The sequence below is a fragment of the Acinetobacter towneri genome, assembly GCF_001758345.1.
Lineage (GTDB): Bacteria > Pseudomonadota > Gammaproteobacteria > Pseudomonadales > Moraxellaceae > Acinetobacter > Acinetobacter towneri_A.
The window spans coordinates 272,761-292,810 of the sequence record NZ_MKQS01000001.1 but is presented as its reverse complement, the minus strand read 5'-3'; the positions used below and the strand labels follow the sequence as shown (position 1 = coordinate 292,810).

Here is a 20,050-nt window from a genome sequence, read left to right as displayed (position 1 = left end):
TGACGGCATCCTCGGGAATACTGCACAAGGAGCTGTGTGCATGTCATTTGCCATAAAAAAGACACATCAATATCTTGGCTACATTTTAGGCTGTGTGGTCTTGCCACAGTGTGGATGGGCTGCGYTACAAACCACGCCCTATATTGCTGTACATAGCCAGCCTCAGTATGTGGGGCGCTCGGCTATGCCTTATGCCAACCCGCAAGCACCTAAAGGTGGCAATTTAATTCGTGCCAGTAATGGCACTTTTGATAATTTAAATGGTATGAATGGCAAGGGCAGCTCCACCGATGGAGTGGATTTATTATTTGATTCACTCATGAGCAGTTCTTTAGATGAGCCCGGGGTGATGTATCCCTTATTGGCAGAAAAAGTCAGCTATGATCCGAAGCAAACTGCATTCGTCATTTTTCATTTAAATCCTAAAGCCAAATTTAGTGATGGCAGCCCGCTCACAGCAGATGATGTCAAATTCAGTTTTGATGCTTTTCAGACCAAGTCCAATCCGGGTTTACAAATGTATTTATCCGATTTAGATAAAACCACGGTCTTGTCTAAGCATCAGGTCAAAGTGAGTTTTAAATCCAATAACAATGCCGAAATGCCACTGATTTTGTCGCAAATGCCAATCTATTCTAAGAAAGACTGGCAAAAGCGTGATTTTACCCGCATTACCCTAGAACCGATTTTAGGTTCAGGGCCGTATCTTATTGAGCGGATTGATGCAGGCCGCAGCATTACTTATAAGCGTAATCCAAATTATTGGGGCAAAGATTTACCTGTAAATAAGGGGCGCTATAATTTTGATCGCCTGAAGTATGTTTATTATCGTAATCTAGATATTGCCTTCGAAGGGTTTAAGTCGGGGCAATACACGCTGCATGAAGAATATACGGCACGAAAATGGGTTACGGAATATCGTTTTCCTGCTGTGAATGCGGGTATGGTGGTCAAGCATAAATTTCAGCACCAAAATCCCATTCCGACCCAAAGTTTTGTTTTTAATACCCGCAGACATGCGTTTCAGGATATTCGCTTTAGGCAGGCTATAACCTACGCTTATGATTTTGAATGGCAAAACAAAGCCTTGTTTTATGGGCAATATCGCCGTTTGCAAAGTTATTTTTCTAATAGCGAGTTAGAAGCAAAAGGCACTCCTTCAGCCGCTGAATTGGCTGTTTTAAAACCCTTTTTGGCCAAGCTGCATCCTATTCAACGTCAAGGCGTATTGCAAAATTGGCAGTATCCTGTGACCGATGCTAGTGGCTTTAACCGAAGTGGTTTGCTGAAAGCCCGTGAACTGCTTTTGAAAGCGGGTTATCGTTTTCAGCAAGGTAAATTGATAGATACCAAAGGCAAAGCCATTCAAATTGAATTTTTAATCCATCAGGATGGTTTGCAACGCACACTCATGCCTTTTGTGCGCAATATGAAACGTCTGGGCATTACGGTAAATATTCGGCATGTCGATGTACCGCAATATATTGAACGCATGCGTCGTGCCGATTTTGATATGACCACCAGTGTCATGCCGCAATCTTTAAGTCCGGGCAATGAACAGGCACAGCTTTGGAGTAGTGCTGCCGCAGATCAACCAGGAAACTACAATTATGCAGGCATTAAAAACCCAGTGATTGATGAAGTGGTACAACAGTTGATTCGTGCACCTAATCGTGAACAATTGATTGTGCGTACCAAAGTTTTGGATCGTTTATTGCGCGCAGGGTATTATCAAATTCCAACCTATGGCAAAGGTGAAAACTGGTATGCCTATTGGAATATGTATCGTCAGCCCGCTACCAAACCTAAATTATCGGCAGGAATTGATTATTGGTGGAGCGATGCCGCACAAGCCAAGAAAGTTGCGCATTATTTACGTCAAAAATAACGATTTTAAAACTCAAGCATGACAGTGTTTGCGATAAACCAGAACATTGCCAAAAGGTAAGCACATGGGCACATACATACTCAAAAGATTGCTCCTGATTATTCCAACCTTGTTTTTCATTTTATTGATTAACTTTGTGGTGATTCAAATTGCACCAGGCGGACCAGTCGAACAAGCAATTCAGCAAGCCGAAGCTTTTCAGGGCATGGGGACGACAGGCGGTGAAACTGCTGCAACATCCAATAGCAGCAATTATCAAGGTGCTAAAGGTTTAAGTGATGAAATGGTCGCAAAAATTGAAGCACAATATGGATTCGATAAACCCGCACATGAACGTTTTTGGAAAATGCTCACGAGCTATGTGCAGCTTGATTTTGGCACCAGTTTTTTTAAAGACAAACCTGTGACCCAATTGTTATGGGAAAAGTTGCCCGTATCGCTATCTTTAGGTCTATGGAGTACCTTGCTGATTTATTTAATTTCTATACCTTTAGGCATTAAAAAAGCCCGTCAGCATGGTTTGTTGTTCGATAAAGCCACTTCTATTTTGTTGGCGATTGGTTATGCCATTCCTGCGTTTGCCTTTGCTATTTTGCTGATTGTATTTTTTGCAGGCGGTTCATATTTTCAGTGGTTTCCCTTACAGGGTTTGGTGTCTGAAAACTTTGCGCAATTGAGTCTGTGGGGCAAAATCACCGACTATTTTTGGCACATGACTTTGCCTTTATTGGCGATGGTGATTGGTGGTTTTGCAGGGCTGACTTATCTCACTAAATATTCATTTATGGAAGAATTAAACAAACAATATGTGTTGGCGGCACGTTCTAAAGGTCTTACTGAATCGCGTGTGTTATATGGGCATGTGTTTCGTAATGCCATGCTAATTGTGATTGCAGGTTTGCCCGAAGCGTTGGTGGGTATTTTCTTTGTCGGGAACTTGTTCATCGAAATTATTTTTAATTTAGATGGATTAGGCCTGCTTGGTTTTGAAGCGATTGTGCAGCGTGATTATCCTGTAATTTTTGGTACTTTGTTTATTTTTACCTTATTGGGCTTAATTCTGCGCTTAATCAGTGATGTGTTATATCAGGTGATTGACCCACGTATTAGTTTTGAGTCGCGAGGGGCCAAATGATGACACCGATCATGCAGGCGCGCGTGCAGCGTTTTAAACAGAACAAATTGAGTTTTGGTTGTTTAATTGTCTTTATCATTATTTTTGTATTGTCTTTAGCGGCAGAATTGATTGCCAATGACAAACCGTTATTAGTCAAATATGAGCAATCTTTATATCTGCCAGTGTTCAAGGCTTATCCTGAAACGACCTTTGGCGGTGTATTTGAAACTGAAGCCGATTATAAAGACCCGGTGGTGCAACAACTGATTGCAGACCGAGGATGGGCAGTTTGGCCGCTCATTGAGTTTTCTTACCAGACTCCGAATTTAGATTTGACCGTGCCTGTACCTTCAGCACCAACTGCACAAAACTGGCTAGGTACAGATGACCAAGGACGTGATGTGTTGGCGCGAATTTTATATGGCTTGCGTGTATCTCTGTTATTTGGTTTTGCACTGACTTTCGCATCGGCAGCTCTAGGTATTTTGGTCGGAGCAATACAGGGCTACTACGGTGGTTGGGTTGATTTAATTGGTCAGCGTGTTTTAGAAGTGTGGGGTGGTTTACCGATGCTGTTCATGGTGATGATTTTGGTCAGCATGTTTACCCCAAGTGTGTATTGGCTATTTGTAATTATGCTGCTATTTGGCTGGACGACACTGGTCGGCTTAGTTCGGGCAGAGTTTTTGCGCGCCCGAAATTTTGATTATGTCCGTGYAGCGCGAAGTTTAGGCGTAACCGATCGTACCATTATGTTTCGGCATATTTTACCCAATGCCATGAGTTCGAGTTTGTCGCAGTTGCCTTTTATGCTGACCGCCAATATTACAGCTTTAACTGCACTGGATTTTTTGGGTTATGGCTTACCGCCCGATGCAGCATCTTTAGGGGAATTGCTGTTACAAGGCAAAAATAATTTAAATGCACCGTGGTTAGCGTTGTCAGGCTTTTTTACCTTAGCGATTGTGCTGTCCTTGTTGATTTATATTGGAGAAGCGACCCGTGATGCATTCGATCCAAGACGTTAATCCTTCAACTGCGTCACAGCCTGCAGTATTGCTAACAGTCAGTCATCTGCATATTCGGCAGCAGGAACAGGTTTTGCTGCATGATTTAAACTTTGAGCTGCATGCAGGCGAAACTATTGCATTAGTCGGTGAAAGTGGTTCGGGAAAATCTATTAGCAGTTTGGCATTACTAGGTTTATTGCCCGAACGTTTACAGGTGCAAGGTCAGGCAATCTTTGCAGAACAGGATTTACTTCGCCTTAAACCGCAACAATTGCGGCAAGTTCGTGGTCAAAAAATTGCCATGATTTTTCAGGAACCGATGACGGCTTTAAATCCGTTGCATCGCGTGGAAAAAATTATTGGTGAAAGTTTGTTGCTCCAAGGTTGGAGCAAGGAAAAAACGCGTGCCCGTGTGTTGCAATTACTTGAAGATGTTGGCATTCCTCAGCCTGAAGAAAAACTAAAGCGTTATCCACATGAATTATCTGGGGGGCAACGTCAGCGAGTGATGATCGCCATGGCGTTGGCACTTGATCCCGATATTGTGATTGCCGATGAACCAACCACTGCTTTAGATGTCACTTTGCAGGCGCAGATTTTGGATTTATTAAAAAGCCTGCAAGTGCGTCATAATATGGCCATGGTTTTGATCAGCCACGATTTGAACTTGGTCAAACACTATGCAGATCAGGTCATTGTCATGAATCAGGGACGGGTCGAAGAACAGGGCAGTGTGGCAGATATTTTTAATAGACCGCAGCAAGCCTATACTCAAAATTTGTTAAACCATGATTTTGGCGAAGCTTTGCAAATTGATGAGTTGCCGACTATTTTGGCGTTAGATCAGGTTGCTGTGAAATTCCCGATTAAACAAGGCTTGCTGAATCGGGTTAAAGATTATGTGGTTGCGGTTGAACCGTTAAGCTTGGAACTTCCGCAAGGTCAATMGATTGGTATTGTCGGTGAAAGCGGTTCGGGTAAAAGTTCATTGGCACTTGCCATTGCAAGACTGATTGAAAGTGATGGAAAAATTGAACTACATGGGCGAGACCTGAATCAACTGAATGAACGTCAATTGCGTCCCTTAAGACAGCAGTTTCAAATTGTATTTCAAGATCCGTTTAGCAGCTTAAATCCACGTTTAAATGTGGAACAAACCATTGGTGAAGGTTTGACATTGCAACATTTATCCAAACCTGAAATCATTCAGCGCATAGATGAAGCTTTAAGCAAAGTAGAATTGCCTGTGAGTTTTAAACAGCGCTATCCGCATGAATTGTCGGGTGGGCAACGTCAACGGATTGCATTAGCACGTGCGTTGGTATTACGCCCTAAACTGTTAATTATGGATGAGCCGACCTCTGCCTTAGATCGTAGCACCCAACGCGCTGTAGTGCAGTTGTTGCGCCGCTTACAGCGGCAAGAACAGATGAGTTATTTGTTTATCAGCCACGATTTGCAAGTGGTGAAAGCGCTTTGTCAAAAAGTGTTGGTGCTACATCAAGCTAAAGTTATGGAATTTCAGGAGACTGCACAGCTATTTAGAGATCCTCAAACGGAATACACCCGTCAACTGATAGCAGCTAGTGAATATTAACTCTTCAATATTTAGAACAACTATTGGGGCTTATAGGTATGGGTTACCATTATTGACAATAAGATTTGTCAAAATGGCATTGACCTGTTCTGAAAAATCTTTAGAGTAAAAAGATCAATAAAATACAATACGGAACAGTGTATGAGCCATCTTGCCAAAACAATTCAGATTCGTAATAGCATGTTTAAAAATCGCATTATTAAAGGTGCCATGAGTGAGGCGTTGGCGAATGATGCAGGCCAACCTAATCAAGCCCATTTAAAGTTGTATGAGGCTTGGGCCAAAGGCGGTTTAGGCTGTGCGATAACGGGTAATGTTATGGTGGACTTTCGTGCCAAGAATGAACCCGGTGTAGTTGTGGTAGAAACTGAACGTGATTTGGAAAAGTTAAAGGCGTGGGCGAATGTCGGAAAACGTCATGGCATGATACAACTGGTACAGTTATCTCATCCGGGGCGTCAGTGCCCTAAAGGCTTGAATAAAGAAACAGTAGCACCTTCAGCTGTACCTTTTAGTCCAGCATTGGCGATGAGTTTCGGTACGCCACGTGAACTGCGTGAAGATGAAATTTTAGATATTATCCAGCGCTTTGCGACTTCAGCTGCCATTTGTGAAAAGGCGGGATTTGAAGGCGTACAGCTACATGGTGCACATGGCTATCTGATTAGCCAGTTTTTATCTCCACTGACCAATAAACGTCAAGATCAGTGGGGTGGCAGTATTGAAAACCGCAGCCGATTTTTGCTAGAAGCCTATAAGGCGGTGCGTGCAGCAACTTCAGAGAATTTTATTATTTCAGTAAAATTAAATTCGGCAGACTTCCAGCGCGGTGGCATTAGTGAGGAAGACGTTATTTATGTTTTTAAGGCGATGGATGCAGCCGGGATCGATATTATTGAAGTTTCTGGTGGAACCTATGAAGCACCAGCAATGGCCGGGGTAAAAGCAGAGAAACGTAAAGCATCAACAGTTGCCCGCGAAGCCTATTTCCTTGACTTTGCCGAAAAGATCCGTCAGGAAGTTAATTGTCATTTGATGGTGACGGGTGGCTTCCGTACCGCAGCAGGTATGAATGCAGCCCTAGATAGTAGCGCATGTGATTTTGTCGGTATTGCACGTCCATTTGCGGTCGAGCCTGATCTGGGTAACCGTCTGGTTGCAGGACAGGATGTACGTTATGCAGTGGAGAAAATTAAAACCGGTATTCCAATGATCGATAAAATGGCGATTATGGAAATCATCTGGTATGCCGCGCAATTTAAGGAAATTGCCAAAGGTAATCGACCAAATCCAAAACTGTCGCCTTTAAAGGTATTTTTAAATTACGTAAAAGGCAATGTGAAAGCTGTGATTAAAGGTCAGATCAATTCACGTAAATCGGCCTAATGTGCATAATGTATTGAAGCAAAAACAGGGCATATACAATGCCCTGTTTTTTATGAGTGATCTTTCTAAGAATAAGTCATGGCTTGAGTCTGAAAAGGGAAGAGCAGCTGGGAAAGCTGACGCGTTGCCCACAAGCCTACTTCCTGATGATGCATATACGGTGCTACATAAGGAATCAATAAATCAATCTTTTGTTCGGCAGCGGCACAGCGATTCAGACGGCTTTTCAACTGATGAATCTGTTGCTGGTCAATACGGTTCAATACCGGTTCCATCTGGTTATGAACTTGAGATCTGCTACGTGATGACAGACGAGCGGCAAAAGTCTCACCTTGAATCCAGTCTTTAATAATCTGTTTTTCAGTCGCATTAAATACACCAAACATTTTGCCATCTGGATCATCAATCATTTTCCAGAACCGGCTTTGTTCTACAGGTGCATCTTTTACAATCCAGCCTTTTTCAATCATGACTTTCAAGAAGTCTGCAATCTGTGCCGGATCGGATAACCACTCATTAATGGTCTTGCCATTAAACTGGCATTTCTGGTTATGGATATATTGTCCAATCAGCGCTTTGTTCTGGAACACTTTCAAAGCCAGTTTTTCAGTATCCAGCTGCTTGATGATCTGGGTAGAACTTTTACCAATGTCATTCAGCACATAACCTTTTTTAATCAGGTCTAGATACTGGGCAGGATCTTCAGCGAGTGCATAATGATCAAAATATGCTTGCAGCGATTTTTGTGCATGACCGTTGTGAGCATTATCAATGGTAATGTGCACATTGAAATAATGTGGATCAATACCGAGTTCAGATAACTCATAATTGGTAATTAACAGATGTAAGGGCAGCTGTTCATAACCCAGATTAAAACCAATGACTAACGGCAAATATTCAGGTGGTGCATAGGCCAATGCCAGTTGAACGGCTGCTTGTTCATAATAACTGGCATCCAGCTGCTCGGCATAGCTATTCAGCTCATAATGATTCAGCAAGTCCCGATACATGGTGACATGATTGGCACGAGTATGACCCATGCCCAGTTCTTCCAGATAGATATAAATCAGATCTTTGGTTTCCGGCCGATTCCAGTTTTGCACAGTTGAATAAAGCCATGAGCCGTCTACCAGTTTTACAGGTGAAACTTTGGCAATAAACTCAAATGCATGTGACACAGTCGGGAAATACTCACGTCCTTGCTGCTTTTTACGCCGCTCTACATAAGACTGGAAAATTGCGCAGGTTTGGTGGTGCTGTTCCAGAAAATGTTGCTCTACATGTCTGGGTTGATCCAGCCATTCCAACCCAGCCACATCAACCTGCTGGATTAAATCTCTTAAATAGTTCTCAGCCTGTTCGGTCTTTACTGCCGTCGAAATCTGTTGATCTTGAAAGAAGTTGATCCAATCTTTAAAGTTATTAAATTGATGATTATGGTTTTTAATAGATGATTCAGGCGAACTTAACTTTGTAATGACGAACATAATCTGATCCCTGCAGATATATTATGCATTCTACCTTAACGGCATGCTCATACCACGGGTGTTGATTTTTTGTTCGGATTTATAGTGCGATTGCTGTAAATGAATATGAATGGATAACGAGTTGAAGAGAAATGTTAAAGAGTAAGATTTTTGAATGAACCATTTTTAAACAAATAAAATTGCAATCAAAGAAATTTGATCAAACGTTAAAAACAGGAATGAGGGAACAAGCAACAAAACAAGCAATAAAAAAGCCCAAGTCATCATGCTTGGGCTTTTTCATGAGAAGTTTATTAATTAACTATCTCGAATATGGCGTCCCTACGGGGATTCGAACCCCGGTTACCGCCGTGAAAGGGCGATGTCCTAGGCCTCTAGACGATAGGGACAATGTAGAAGTGATATTTTAAACCAGAACTTTTGATCTAAAGTAATGGCGTCCCTACGGGGATTCGAACCCCGGTTACCGCCGTGAAAGGGCGATGTCCTAGGCCTCTAGACGATAGGGACTTAATAAAATATTACTTCTGAAATTGGCGTCCCTACGGGGATTCGAACCCCGGTTACCGCCGTGAAAGGGCGATGTCCTAGGCCTCTAGACGATAGGGACGTTTCAGAGGTGGGCGTATAATAGGGCGTATAAAGGGGGGTGTCAAACGCTTTTCGGCAATAATTCTGAAAAAAATGATCAACTGAATAAAATTAAAACTATTCTGCTGTCGTAATATGTTTGAAGTGCTAAAAATGATGTTTTTAAGCTATAGTTTAAATAGATGCCTATATTGGAGCAGGGTGATTCTCTTTGTATTTCGCTATTTGTTGTTACTTAACAAAACTCAGAAAAAAGGGCAATCCTAAGATTGCCCGCTATTGTTTTTACATTCTCGCTAAAAAAGCATTATCATTTTTTGTGATAAATCATGTAATAACTGGCATAGCACAATACAATAAAAATCATACAGCCGATAAAACCTGCCAGCATTTCAGGGTCAAATAACATACTCAGGCAAGTTATAAAACAGAATACAAAACCTAAAATAGGCACTATTGGAAATAGCGGTGCAGCAAAACCTAAATCCTGTACGGTTTTGCCTTGTTTATACCATTGGCGACGGAAGTTAAACTGGCTTAAACAAATACTCATCCAGACCACAACCATTGTAAATGCAGCCACACCTAAGAGGTTTTTAAAGATGGTTTCTGGCGCAAATTGCTCAGACAATAACCCTGGCATTGCTCCGAGCATGGTGACTATGACTGCTATATAAGGAATACCACGCGCATTTACCTTAGAAAAAATCTGTGGCAATTGCTTTTGGTGTGAGAGCGACCACATCATTCGTGAAGCTGCAAATAAGCCTGAGTTCGCTGCAGAGAGCAAGGCTGTGATAATCACAAAACGGATAATATCTTCAGCATAAGGAATGCCAATCTGATTAAATACCGTCACAAAAGGGCTACTGCTTACCCCTTCTGCAGCCAAACCTGCAGCCTGATGTGGTAATAAGGCACTAATTACCACAATAGTACCTACAAAGAAAATCAACAGGCGGAAAATTGCAGTATTGATTGCTTTAGGCACGTTTTTGGCAGGGTTTTTGGTTTCACCTGCAGCAACACCAATTAACTCCGTACCCGAAAAAGCGAAATTAACAATCAACATGGTGGCAAAAATAGGGAATAGCCCTTCAGGAAACCAGCCTTGTGCAGTTAAATTGCTAAATAAAGGTGCCGAGCTATAACCTTGATAGGATACAACCCCAAAAATTGCCATTAAACCCAAAACAATAAAGGCAATAACAGTCACGACCTTGACCAAAGACAGCCAAAACTCAGATTCTGCAAACAGCCGTGTGGAAATCATATTTAAACTAAATACGACACCACCAAAAATCAGTGTCCAAATCCACATGGAAATATGCGGGAACCATTCCTGCATTAACAACGCGGCGGCGGTAAACTCTGTGCCTAAAGTAACCGACCACGTGAGCCAATACAACCAAGTGATGGTATAGCCCGTGCCAGGCCCAATATATTGTTTAGCGTATGCGCCAAACGAACCTGAAACAGGCATGTGTACGGCAAGCTCACCCAAACACAGCATCACCATATAGGCAATTAAACCACCAAAAATATAAGCGATGATGGCGCCAACGGGGCCTGTTTGTGCAATGACTTCACCTGAGCCTAAAAATAGACCTGTGCCAATGGCACCGCCTAGTGAAATCATGACCAAATGTCGAGTGCTCATGGCACGTTTTAAAGGCTCAGTATTACCTTGATGCACAGCACCATTTTGATGATTCGATGACGGCATAAGTGTTAGGAGAAAATATGGAATGAAGCGGAGTATTGTAGAGAAAAACTACAAATCTGCAATCTTGAAATAATAAATTTGGATTAGAAATGATCGTATAGCAAGATATATGGCGTCCCTACGGGGATTCGAACCCCGGTTACCGCCGTGAAAGGGCGATGTCCTAGGCCTCTAGACGATAGGGACGATACGAGGTGAGGCGTATATTATGAATTTTTTGCGACAGTGTCAAACCTGAATCCTAAAAAATACCGCGCTTTATGATATTTGTTTAAAAAAATGTATCTTTAAAAATAATAAATTACCAAACACAAATTTGAACGCTGTGCAGCATTTTAATGATCAGGGGTTTGATATTGTTTTTCAGTGGTTGTTGTTTGTGTTGCTGCGGGTTGAGGGTTTGGTTCAGGTTGGGCAGGCTCACGATTCACAATATAAAGATACAACGCAGAAGGCGCGAGAATGACCAAGACCAATACAATTTTTTTCAACATGGCAGAATAAGTAACACAAATTGGAATATTGCCATTATAACCAAAGTCAGCTCAAAAGACTGCATGCATAAAAGCTGATTCAAAGTAAAATTAATTTCGATACTCAGCCTTGAGATTGAGAAACATGAATTAAGACCACAACATTAAAAAGAAAACAGGATGACAAACGCAGTCTGTCATCCTGTAATCCTCTCAATCTTTGAGTACCAATCGTATTATTGATCTGGGTTGAGTAAGTTCTCTACCATGTGCGGTGCAAGTTTATTCAGAATAAAACAAAACAGCTCTGCAGTTTTTTGCGTATCGTATAAAGCTGAATGTGCTTCTTTGCCATCAAACTCAATACCTGCCTGAATACATGATTTTGCCAACACTGTTTGACCAAACATCACCGCACTTAAAGTCACTGTATCAAACACTGAAAAACTGTGGAATGGGTTTTGGTTCTTCGTACCTGTGCGGGCAATGGCTGCTTGCACAAAGCCTAAATCGAAATGCGCATTGTGACCAACCAAAATGGCATGGGTGCAATTTTGTTGGCGACGCACTTCATTGACCGATTTGAAAATCCGTTTTAATGCAGTTTTTTCATCTTCAGCCATGGCCATACGCATAGGATTGAAAGGATCAATCCCAATAAAGTCCAAAGAGCGGCGGTCTAAATTTGCCCCTTCAAACGGGTTGATATGCGCATGATACGCTTCGCCTGGTACAAATTTGCCTTCCGCATCATAAACAATTGGAATAGCTGCAATTTCTAACAAGGCATCAGTTTGGGCATTAAAGCCTGCGGTTTCCACATCGACCACCACAGGCAAAAAACCACGAAAACGTTGCCCCATCACGGGCAAAGTTGTATCTGTCACACTTTTCTCCATTGAATGGTTTTACCCGCATATACCGGAATAATTTGTTCACCATCCAAGTAGTCTAAACTGGTTGGAATGATTTGCTCTTCTTTCACCAAGGTAATTGTGTTGGTATTACGCGGCAAACCATAGAAATCTGCACCAAACAAGCTTGCAAAGCCTTCTAAGCGCTCAATACGTCCAGCTTGATCAAAAGCTTGTGCATACAGCTCAATTGCCGTAGGTGCACTATAGCAGCCTGCACAGCCACATGCATTTTCTTTGGCATTTTTTGAGTGCGGTGCGCTATCTGTCCCTAAGAAAAACTTAGGATTTCCGCTAGTCGCAACTTCCAATAATGTTTGCTGATGGGTTTGACGTTTTAAAATAGGCAAACAATAGAAATGTGGTTTCAAACCACCCACCAACATATCATTACGGTTAAATAATAAATGTTGTGGGGTAATAGTTGCAGCGACATTCCGGCCTTGTTCTAAAACAAATTGTGCTGCTTCAGAGGTGGTTATGTGCTCAAGCACCAATTTCAAGTTTGGAAATTGTTGTAATAATGGTGAAAGCACTTCATCTAAGAAGCGTTTTTCACGGTCAAAAATATCGACATGATTATGCGTGACTTCACCATGCAATAATAATGGCACTTGTTGTTCTTCAAGTTGCTCTATCACCGCATAAACTTTACGAATGTCGCTTACCCCATTGTCTGAATTGGTGGTGGCACCAGCAGGGTAAAGTTTAATAGCATTTACATGCGCCGAGGCTTTAATTTTCTTAACTTCTTCAGGAGAGGTTTGATCGGTAAAATACAACACCATACGCGGATCAAAATTTACACCTTTAGGAACATGTGCCATGATGCGTTCACGATAAGCTTCTGCTTCTTCTACCGTTTTTACTGGCGGAACAAGGTTAGGCATACAAATTGCGCGTGAAAATTGCTTGGCAAGATCAGGAACAGTACGTTGTAGTGCTAAACCATCACGTAAATGAGCATGCCAGTCATCTGGCTGGATAAGAGTAATTGTATTCAAGGCGCTGCCAGTTTGAAAAATAAAACAGATGATAATCTATAAATGTTAAAATGATAACGCCGAAAGCCATAAAAAATAGAAATGCCTGAATGAATAGTTTAGACATTGTGTTATTTTAGAAACATTAAAATTATATTCAGGCTGTTACAGGTTTGCTGTGCAACAATCGTGATTAAATGGAATTTAAAGCATCCATGGAATACAAATATAAGTTAGCCAAGCTACAGTACGACAAAGAAAAAAATGAAGAGTTGATTAAACATCAACGTAAACGTGCGGGTCAGGTTTTTCCGAAACAACTCGAAGTTGAATTTTGGAAACAGCATCTTGAACAAGCACGGCATAACATTAACCAATATTTTTGGTCGGGCGTACTCATCTACTTTATTATCACTGTGATGATTATTACTGGGGATTACTGGATTATTGATCGAAATTTTTTTAAACACGACTTTATCCATTCCTTACTAGGCCTAGTCAATGGTGCATTTTGCTTACTGACCCTGTTCTTTTTTGCCCATTATAAAATTTTACGCTCATATTATCCTTATGCGGCCATGGCCTTGACTTTTTGGGCCATTGTGTCGATGACTTGGCTGACCATGACAGTGTTTACCGAAGTGTTTAGATATCAAGCCATGATGATCATTAGTATGATTTATATTATGGGCTTTGTACTGACAGGGGTGAAGCCGTTTCACATGCTGCTGACAGGGCTAATGGCTGCTGTAGTTGCCATGATTATGTTATTAAGCTTGCATATTCCAATTGATGTGATGGTGATGGGACGGGTGTTGGTTGGCAGTAGTGTGATGGGTTTTTTAATCAGCAAAATGCTGTGTACCCGAGAGCGGATGATTTTTTTGGTGATGCATCAAGCTCGACTTAGTGAAAAAATTAACCGTATCCATGCCGAAGAGTTATTGCATTTAAGTCAGCATGATGCGCTGACCAAAGTGTCTAACCGACGTACCTTTGATGAAATGCTGGATAGCTATTTTGAACAGGCACGGCATGATGAAGTGCCATTATCCCTACTCTTCATAGATGTCGATTTTTTTAAAAAATATAACGATCATTATGGGCATCAAAAGGGAGATGAAGTCATTTCAGCGATTGCCAAATCGATTAAAGACTCGATTCGTCACATGGATTTTGTCGCGCGGTATGGTGGCGAAGAATTTGTGGTGTTATTGCCAGAAACAGATGCACATGGTGCGTATGCTGTGGCTTACAATATTTTTAAAGCGGTTGAGCGTTTGGCGATTCCACATAGCCAATCTTTAGTTTCCAGTAATGTCACAATCAGTTTAGGTTTTACTGTTTACAAAGGTGAGGCGGAAATTTTTAAAAGCGATTTCTTGCAACGTGCAGACCAAGCCTTGTACCGTGCGAAACAGTTGGGACGTAATCAAATTTATTACCACACTTTGCGGGTGGAAGAGGTGCTGTAAGTTTTTCTATCGCAGCTTTTAGTATGATTTTTTAGTCTTCATGTTTAAACGTATATAAAAAAGCCGCTCAATTTGAGCGGCTTTCGATTTAACAAAATGATCAGCAAGTGATTATTTGTTTTTGTCTTTCAATTGTGGCACTGCAGAACCTGAACCAATCGACAATAAGCCAGAATTGGTATAAAGACCTAATTTAGCGCGTGTATCGGTAATGTCTAGGTTACGCATCGTTAACTGACCAATACGATCCATTGGCGTAAACATTGAATCACCTTTCTCCATGGTTAAACGCTCAGCTTCATAAGTGAGGTTCGGAGATTCAGTGTTCATAATGGTATAGTCATTACCACGACGTAACTCTAAAGTCACAGTACCCGTAATCGCTTTCGCCACCCAACGCTGTGCAGTTTCACGAAGCATTAATGCTTGAGAATCGAACCAACGACCTTGGTAAAGCAAACGACCTAAGCGTAAACCGTTAATGCGGTATTGTTCAATCGTATCTTCGTTGTGAATACCTGTAACTAAACGCTCATAAGCAATGTGTAATAATGCCATGCCCGGTGCTTCGTAAATACCGCGAGATTTTGCTTCAATAATACGGTTTTCGATTTGGTCAGACATTCCCAAACCATGACGACCACCAATACGGTTCGCTTCAAGAATCAACTCAACAGGGTTTTCAAAACGCTGACCGTTTAATGCAACTGGCATACCTTCTTCAAAGGTAACCGACACTTCTTCGGCTTTCACTTCAACGTCATCTTTCCAGAACGCCACGCCCATGATTGGATCAACGATTTTGATGCCAGCATCTAGGTACTCAAGGTCTTTCGCTTCGTGTGTTGCACCTAGCATGTTTGAGTCAGTTGAATAAGCTTTTTCTTTTGACATTTTATAGTCAAAACCATTGTCGATAAGGAATTGTGACATTTCCGCACGACCGCCTAATTCATCAATAAAGGTTTGGTCTAACCACGGCTTATAAATTTTAAGCGCAGGATTAGTCAATAAACCATAACGATAGAAACGCTCAATATCGTTACCTTTATAGGTTGAACCATCACCCCAGATGTTTACGTCATCTTCTTTCATGGCAGTCACTAGCATTGTACCTGTTACTGCACGACCAAGCGGGGTGGTGTTAAAGTAAGGCATACCACCTGTGCTGATATGGAATGCACCACATTGAATGGCAGCAATACCTTCCAAAGCCAACTGTAAACGGCAGTCAACCAAGCGTGCTTTTACCGCACCATATTCTTCTGCTTTCTTTGGAATGGCATCATAGTCATCTTCATCTGGCTGCCCCAAGTTTGCGGTATACGCATACGGTTCAGCGCCTTTTTGCTTCATCCACAATAAAGCAGCTGAAGTATCTAGACCACCAGAAAAGGCGATACCGACTTTTTTGCCTACTGGTACATTCTGCAAGATAGTTGCATTATCAGTCATTGCTAGTCCTAAGTTTTTAAAATATGCACCACATTTTGGTGGCCAAGGAGAATTCTAAACTGCAAATTATAGCACTCTTTAAAATGCTTGTTTTCGTTAAAAAAGCACATTTGATAAAAAAATCAGGTTCAGGCTTAAATTTTCATTTAGAAATGGCAAACTTGGTGTAGAAATTGAAAAACAAAAACCGCAATTTGGATGGTGCAGAATAAAATCACTTTTACTTTTGGGCAGTTTTATATCAAGTTTATATCAAGAATAGTTAGGGTCTATTGCCAAGTTTCATAACGCAATCTGAGAAAGTTTTAGCCACATGAGCAAGAACAAAGCACTGCTTTGTTTGCTGCGCAAGGGGACAAGTATATTTTTTGCTGCTATTGCATTATGAGTCAGTCATTTAGAATGACTAAATTTCCTGCCTCATGCCTTATATCGGCTAAAAAATATGCGTTGTCGCAAACATAGAAGAAGTGTCAACAGACCCTATAAATTGACGTTTGCGCCACGCAGTCTAACTTTAGAGTCATAAACAGTTTATAAAAATCGGTTAAAGTATTATTCATGCAACAAGTTGCAAAGCTCATTATATAAGGATTCATCATGACAACTCGCTATGCAAATATTCTAAAACCATTACATTTAGGATTTACCACCATTAAAAACCGTGTCGTGATGGGTTCAATGCACACGGGATTGGAAGATCGTTTTTATAACTATCCAAAACTGGCTGCTTATTTTGGCGAACGTGCTAAAGGTGGCGTTGGTTTGATTATTACGGGCGGTATTTCACCTAACCGTCAAGGCTGGTTATTGCCTGCAGGTGGTACCATGAATACATTGGGCGATGTTGCACCGCATCGACTGGTGACACATGCAGTCCATAAGCATGGCGCGAAAATTTTAATGCAAATTCTGCATTCAGGACGCTACGGTTATCAGCCATTTGTGGTGTCTGCAAGCCCGATTAAATCTCCAATTTCACCATTTAAACCTCGTAAAATGAGTGAAAGACAAATTTTAAATACCATTGAGGATTACGCGAAAACAGCCAGTCTAGCCAAAATGGCAGGCTACGATGGTGTCGAAATTATGGGTTCGGAAGGCTATTTGTTGAACCAGTTTTTAAGCCGTCATGTGAATCAGCGTGAAGACCAATGGGGCGGTGCAATTGAAAATCGTATGCGTTTTGCTTTGGAGGTGGTGAAAGCTATTCGTGCTGAAGTAGGAGAAAAATTTATTATTTGCTTCCGTTTGTCGATGTTGGATTTAGTCCACGATGGCAACACTATGCAGGAAGTGATTACCGTTGCAAAAGCCTTAGATCAAGCGGGTGTGAACTTACTCAATACTGGAATTGGCTGGCATGAAGCTCGTATTCCGACCATTGTGACTTCTGTGCCACGTGCAGCTTTTGCTGATTATACCGCGGAAGTAAAGAAACACGTTGAAATTCCTGTAATTGCATCCAACCGTATTAATATGCCTGATACTGCAGAAGAAATTTTGGCAGCGGGTAAAGCCGATATGATTCAAATGGCACGCCCATTATTGGCAGATGCATTCTGGGTCAATAAAACTGCAACCAATCGTGTCAATGAAATCAACACGTGTATTGCCTGTAACCAAGCATGTTTAGATCATACCTTTAAAAATCAGCGTGCGACTTGTTTAGTCAATCCGCGTGCAGCCTACGAAACTGAATTGGTCTATGAGAAAACCAAGCAACCGAAGCGTATTGCCGTTGTGGGCGGTGGTGTTGCGGGAATGTCTGTAGCCACAGTTGCTGCCAGTCGTGGGCATCAGGTGACTTTATTTGAAGCCAGCAATGAAGTGGGTGGGCAATTCAATTTGGCTAAAGTCGTGCCGGGCAAAGAAGAATTTCATGAAACCATCCGCTACTTTAAAGTGCAAATTGAAAAAACTGGGGTCGATTTACGTTTAAATACCAAAGTCAACCGCGAGCAACTCGAACGTGAAGGTTTTGATGAAGTGGTGATTGCAACAGGTGTTGTACCACGTGCTTTAAAAATTGAAGGTAGCGATGCACCGCAAGTATTGTCTTATGCAGAAGTATTACGTGGCGCACCTGTTGGACAAAAAGTTGCTGTGATTGGTGCAGGCGGAATCGGTTTCGATGTGTCGGAGTTTTTACTGAAACCTGAACATCAGCCACAACCTCAGCCTTTGGCTGAATGGCAGCGTGAATGGGGAGTTGATCCAAATCCTAATTATGTGACTGAAGGCGGCATGTGTGCTCCAGAAGTAGATCCCCCAATCCGTGAAATCTATTTATTGCAACGTAAAACGACGGCTTTAGGTGCTGGTTTGGGTAAAACTTCAGGCTGGGTCCACCGCGCACAGTTAAAAAAACATGCCGTGCGTATGCTACGTGGTGTGCAATATAAAGCAATTACCAATGAAGGCTTATGGATTGAAATGGCAGGTCAAGACCAATTGTTGCGTGTAGATAGCATTGTAGTCTGTGCGGGGCAAGAATCAGTTAAAGATTTAATGCCTGCGGCAGATGAAAATACTTTGGCTAATTATCATATTATTGGTGGGGCAAAGCTTGCTGCAGAGTTAGATGCAAAACGTGCGATTCGTGAAGGGGCAGAATTAGCCGCTAAACTTTAAAAAGTGATGTGGCTATGCTGTTGTTTTGATGAGCTTTAGCATTGATTTGGTGAAACAATATTCACTTGAGTGGTAACGAAGAATTTTTTACTTGTCATCAAATCAAAAGCTTCGTATCATGGCCCACATGGAAGCGTGGCAGAGCGGTTTAATGCACCGGTCTTGAAAACCGACGAGGGTGTGAGTCCTCCGTGAGTTCGAATCTCACCGCTTCCGCCAAATATCTAAATAAGCCCTTGTTTTTACAAGGGCTTATTTTTTGTCTGTAGTTTTGCCCCTCAAATTACCCCTCATCAAATTTTGGATTGGATTGATTTCTTTTGGTGGTATTTGGAAGATTAAGGACAATAGTTTAATAAGCTGAAACTTGGTCCTAGAAATTGACGATGACGATGAAGACAATCGCGGCAGTCGTTCTTCACAAGATGATCGACGAAATAATAGTCATCGAAAAAGTGATGAATACGGGCGATTTACAAGTTAATCTGTGAAATAAATTATAAGTTGACAAAAATAACTAATCATGCGAAAAAGTTTTTTTAGTTAACAGATGTTCACACATGCCTCGAATTGTTTCTGTACCACTTAGTTTAGAACAGCGAGAACGACTCATTTTTCTGGCCAAGCATGCAAAACATTGGCGTGAAAGACAACGTGCCCAAACTATTCTCTGGCTTTCTGAAGGTAAAAGTGTTGCGGAAGTTGCCACTCTACAAGAACGTATCCCAGAAACCATAAGGCTACAACGCCGACGTTGGGAATTGTATGAGTTTGAATCGATTAAAGAAGGTCATCGCTCAGGTCGGCCCAATACATTGATCTCAGACTATCAGGCGAAAATCCTAGATTGGGTCAATACAAGTCCACTCAATGCAGAACAAATCCGAGTCAAACTACATGAAGAATACGAAGTGTCCGTGTCTGTTGAAACCATTCGTAAGTTTTTACGTGATTCAGGTATGGTCTTCAAGCGTACCCGTCATAGCTTGAAAAAAAAGAGATCCGATTGCATTTGAACAAGCAACACAGCAGATTGAAAAATTACGAGAGCAAGCGGCACGTGGTGAAATTATATTAGGTTATGTTGATGAAACAGGGTTTTCATCTACACCTGATAACCGCTATGCGTGGACAAAGATAGGTGATGTTCATGCGGTTGATGCAATAAGATTAAAACGAGTTAATGTCATGGGGTGTTTGCTTTCAACGGGGAAACTGGTGACAAGTTGTTTACAAGAGTCAGTTACAAGCACTTGGTTTTATGCCTATTTAACTGGAATAGCTCAACAAGTAAAACAGACTTATAACCTTCCA

At 41.6% G+C, this 20,050-nt stretch carries 14 protein-coding genes, 5 tRNA genes and 1 pseudogene; 10 read left to right on the top strand and 10 right to left on the bottom strand.

The genetic code is table 11. The features are described from left to right. Positions 1-40 precede the first annotated feature (40 nt). The 5 genes from BJN41_RS01295 (at position 41) to BJN41_RS01275 (ending at position 6,998) form a co-directional block, all read left to right on the top strand. Positions 41-1,888, top strand: coding sequence for an extracellular solute-binding protein (locus BJN41_RS01295; RefSeq protein WP_070152424.1), 1,848 nt, complete (start codon positions 41-43; stop codon positions 1,886-1,888). A 64-nt stretch (positions 1,889-1,952) separates the two neighbouring features. After that, on the top strand, positions 1,953-3,023 hold the full coding sequence (locus BJN41_RS01290; protein ID WP_019836357.1) for a microcin C ABC transporter permease YejB: 1,071 nt from the start codon (positions 1,953-1,955) through the stop codon (positions 3,021-3,023). Further along, on the top strand, positions 3,023-4,033 hold the full coding sequence (locus BJN41_RS01285; protein ID WP_070152420.1) for an ABC transporter permease: 1,011 nt from the start codon (positions 3,023-3,025) through the stop codon (positions 4,031-4,033). Before BJN41_RS01290 ends, BJN41_RS01285 begins: the two co-directional genes overlap by 1 nt. Further along, positions 4,011-5,612, top strand: coding sequence for an ABC transporter ATP-binding protein (locus tag BJN41_RS01280; RefSeq protein WP_070152418.1), 1,602 nt, complete (start codon positions 4,011-4,013; stop codon positions 5,610-5,612). The genes BJN41_RS01285 and BJN41_RS01280 overlap by 23 nt, the downstream gene beginning before the upstream one ends. Before the next feature lie 141 nt (positions 5,613-5,753). Further along, the gene (locus BJN41_RS01275) at positions 5,754-6,998 is read left to right on the top strand and encodes an NADH:flavin oxidoreductase/NADH oxidase family protein (RefSeq protein WP_026438016.1); all 1,245 of its coding nucleotides are present in this window, start codon (positions 5,754-5,756) and stop codon (positions 6,996-6,998) included. A 65-nt stretch (positions 6,999-7,063) separates the two neighbouring features. Here BJN41_RS01275 and BJN41_RS01270 read toward each other — a convergent pair whose 3' ends face one another. From BJN41_RS01270 to pyrC, 9 genes are all read right to left on the bottom strand, one after another. Beyond that, the gene (locus BJN41_RS01270) at positions 7,064-8,485 is read right to left on the bottom strand and encodes an iron-containing redox enzyme family protein (RefSeq protein WP_019836353.1); all 1,422 of its coding nucleotides are present in this window, start codon (positions 8,483-8,485) and stop codon (positions 7,064-7,066) included. A gap of 313 nt (positions 8,486-8,798) precedes the next feature. Then, positions 8,799-8,874: transfer RNA gene (locus BJN41_RS01265), tRNA-Glu, on the bottom strand. Positions 8,875-8,919: 45 nt separating this feature from the next. Further along, positions 8,920-8,995, bottom strand: a tRNA-Glu gene (locus tag BJN41_RS01260). A gap of 24 nt (positions 8,996-9,019) precedes the next feature. Further along, a tRNA-Glu gene (locus BJN41_RS01255) sits at positions 9,020-9,095 on the bottom strand. A gap of 291 nt (positions 9,096-9,386) precedes the next feature. Next, positions 9,387-10,802, bottom strand: a complete 1,416-nt coding sequence (locus BJN41_RS01250; RefSeq protein WP_070152415.1) for an amino acid permease — start codon at positions 10,800-10,802, stop codon at positions 9,387-9,389. 110 nt (positions 10,803-10,912) lie between these two features. Beyond that, a tRNA-Glu gene (locus BJN41_RS01245) sits at positions 10,913-10,988 on the bottom strand. A 149-nt stretch (positions 10,989-11,137) separates the two neighbouring features. Beyond that, positions 11,138-11,296 (bottom strand): hypothetical protein, encoded by a 159-nt coding sequence (locus BJN41_RS15580; RefSeq protein ID WP_019836351.1) that lies wholly within the window; start codon positions 11,294-11,296, stop codon positions 11,138-11,140. Positions 11,297-11,511: 215 nt separating this feature from the next. Continuing rightward, positions 11,512-12,174, bottom strand: a complete 663-nt coding sequence (gene rnt, locus BJN41_RS01240) for a ribonuclease T (protein ID WP_074964433.1) — start codon at positions 12,172-12,174, stop codon at positions 11,512-11,514. Further along, positions 12,159-13,193 (bottom strand): dihydroorotase, encoded by a 1,035-nt coding sequence (gene pyrC, locus BJN41_RS01235; protein WP_070152411.1) that lies wholly within the window; start codon positions 13,191-13,193, stop codon positions 12,159-12,161. The genes rnt and pyrC overlap by 16 nt, the downstream gene beginning before the upstream one ends. A 194-nt stretch (positions 13,194-13,387) precedes the next feature. On the opposite strand from pyrC, the gene BJN41_RS01230 reads away from it, so the two are divergent. Further along, entirely contained in the window at positions 13,388-14,647 is a 1,260-nt protein-coding gene (locus tag BJN41_RS01230) for a GGDEF domain-containing protein (RefSeq protein ID WP_070152408.1), read from the top strand. A gap of 111 nt (positions 14,648-14,758) precedes the next feature. Here BJN41_RS01230 and argG read toward each other — a convergent pair whose 3' ends face one another. Further along, positions 14,759-16,102 carry an argininosuccinate synthase gene (argG, locus tag BJN41_RS01225; RefSeq protein ID WP_070152405.1) on the bottom strand — a complete coding sequence of 448 codons (1,344 nt, stop codon included), beginning with the start codon at positions 16,100-16,102 and terminating at the stop codon, positions 14,759-14,761. Positions 16,103-16,702: 600 nt separating this feature from the next. On the opposite strand from argG, the gene BJN41_RS01220 reads away from it, so the two are divergent. The 4 genes and pseudogenes from BJN41_RS01220 to BJN41_RS15240 form a co-directional block, all read left to right on the top strand. After that, positions 16,703-18,736 (top strand): NADPH-dependent 2,4-dienoyl-CoA reductase, encoded by a 2,034-nt coding sequence (locus tag BJN41_RS01220; RefSeq protein ID WP_070152402.1) that lies wholly within the window; start codon positions 16,703-16,705, stop codon positions 18,734-18,736. Positions 18,737-18,865: 129 nt separating this feature from the next. Continuing rightward, positions 18,866-18,955, top strand: a tRNA-Ser gene (locus BJN41_RS01215). 341 nt (positions 18,956-19,296) lie between these two features. After that, positions 19,297-19,752: a helix-turn-helix domain-containing protein gene (locus tag BJN41_RS01210; protein ID WP_004973749.1), complete on the top strand. Its 456-nt coding sequence runs from the start codon at positions 19,297-19,299 to the stop codon at positions 19,750-19,752. After that, positions 19,742-20,047 (top strand): annotated as a pseudogene (locus BJN41_RS15240) (transposase); the annotation flags it as partial. The gene BJN41_RS01210 and the pseudogene BJN41_RS15240, both read left to right, overlap by 11 nt. Positions 20,048-20,050 lie beyond the last annotated feature (3 nt).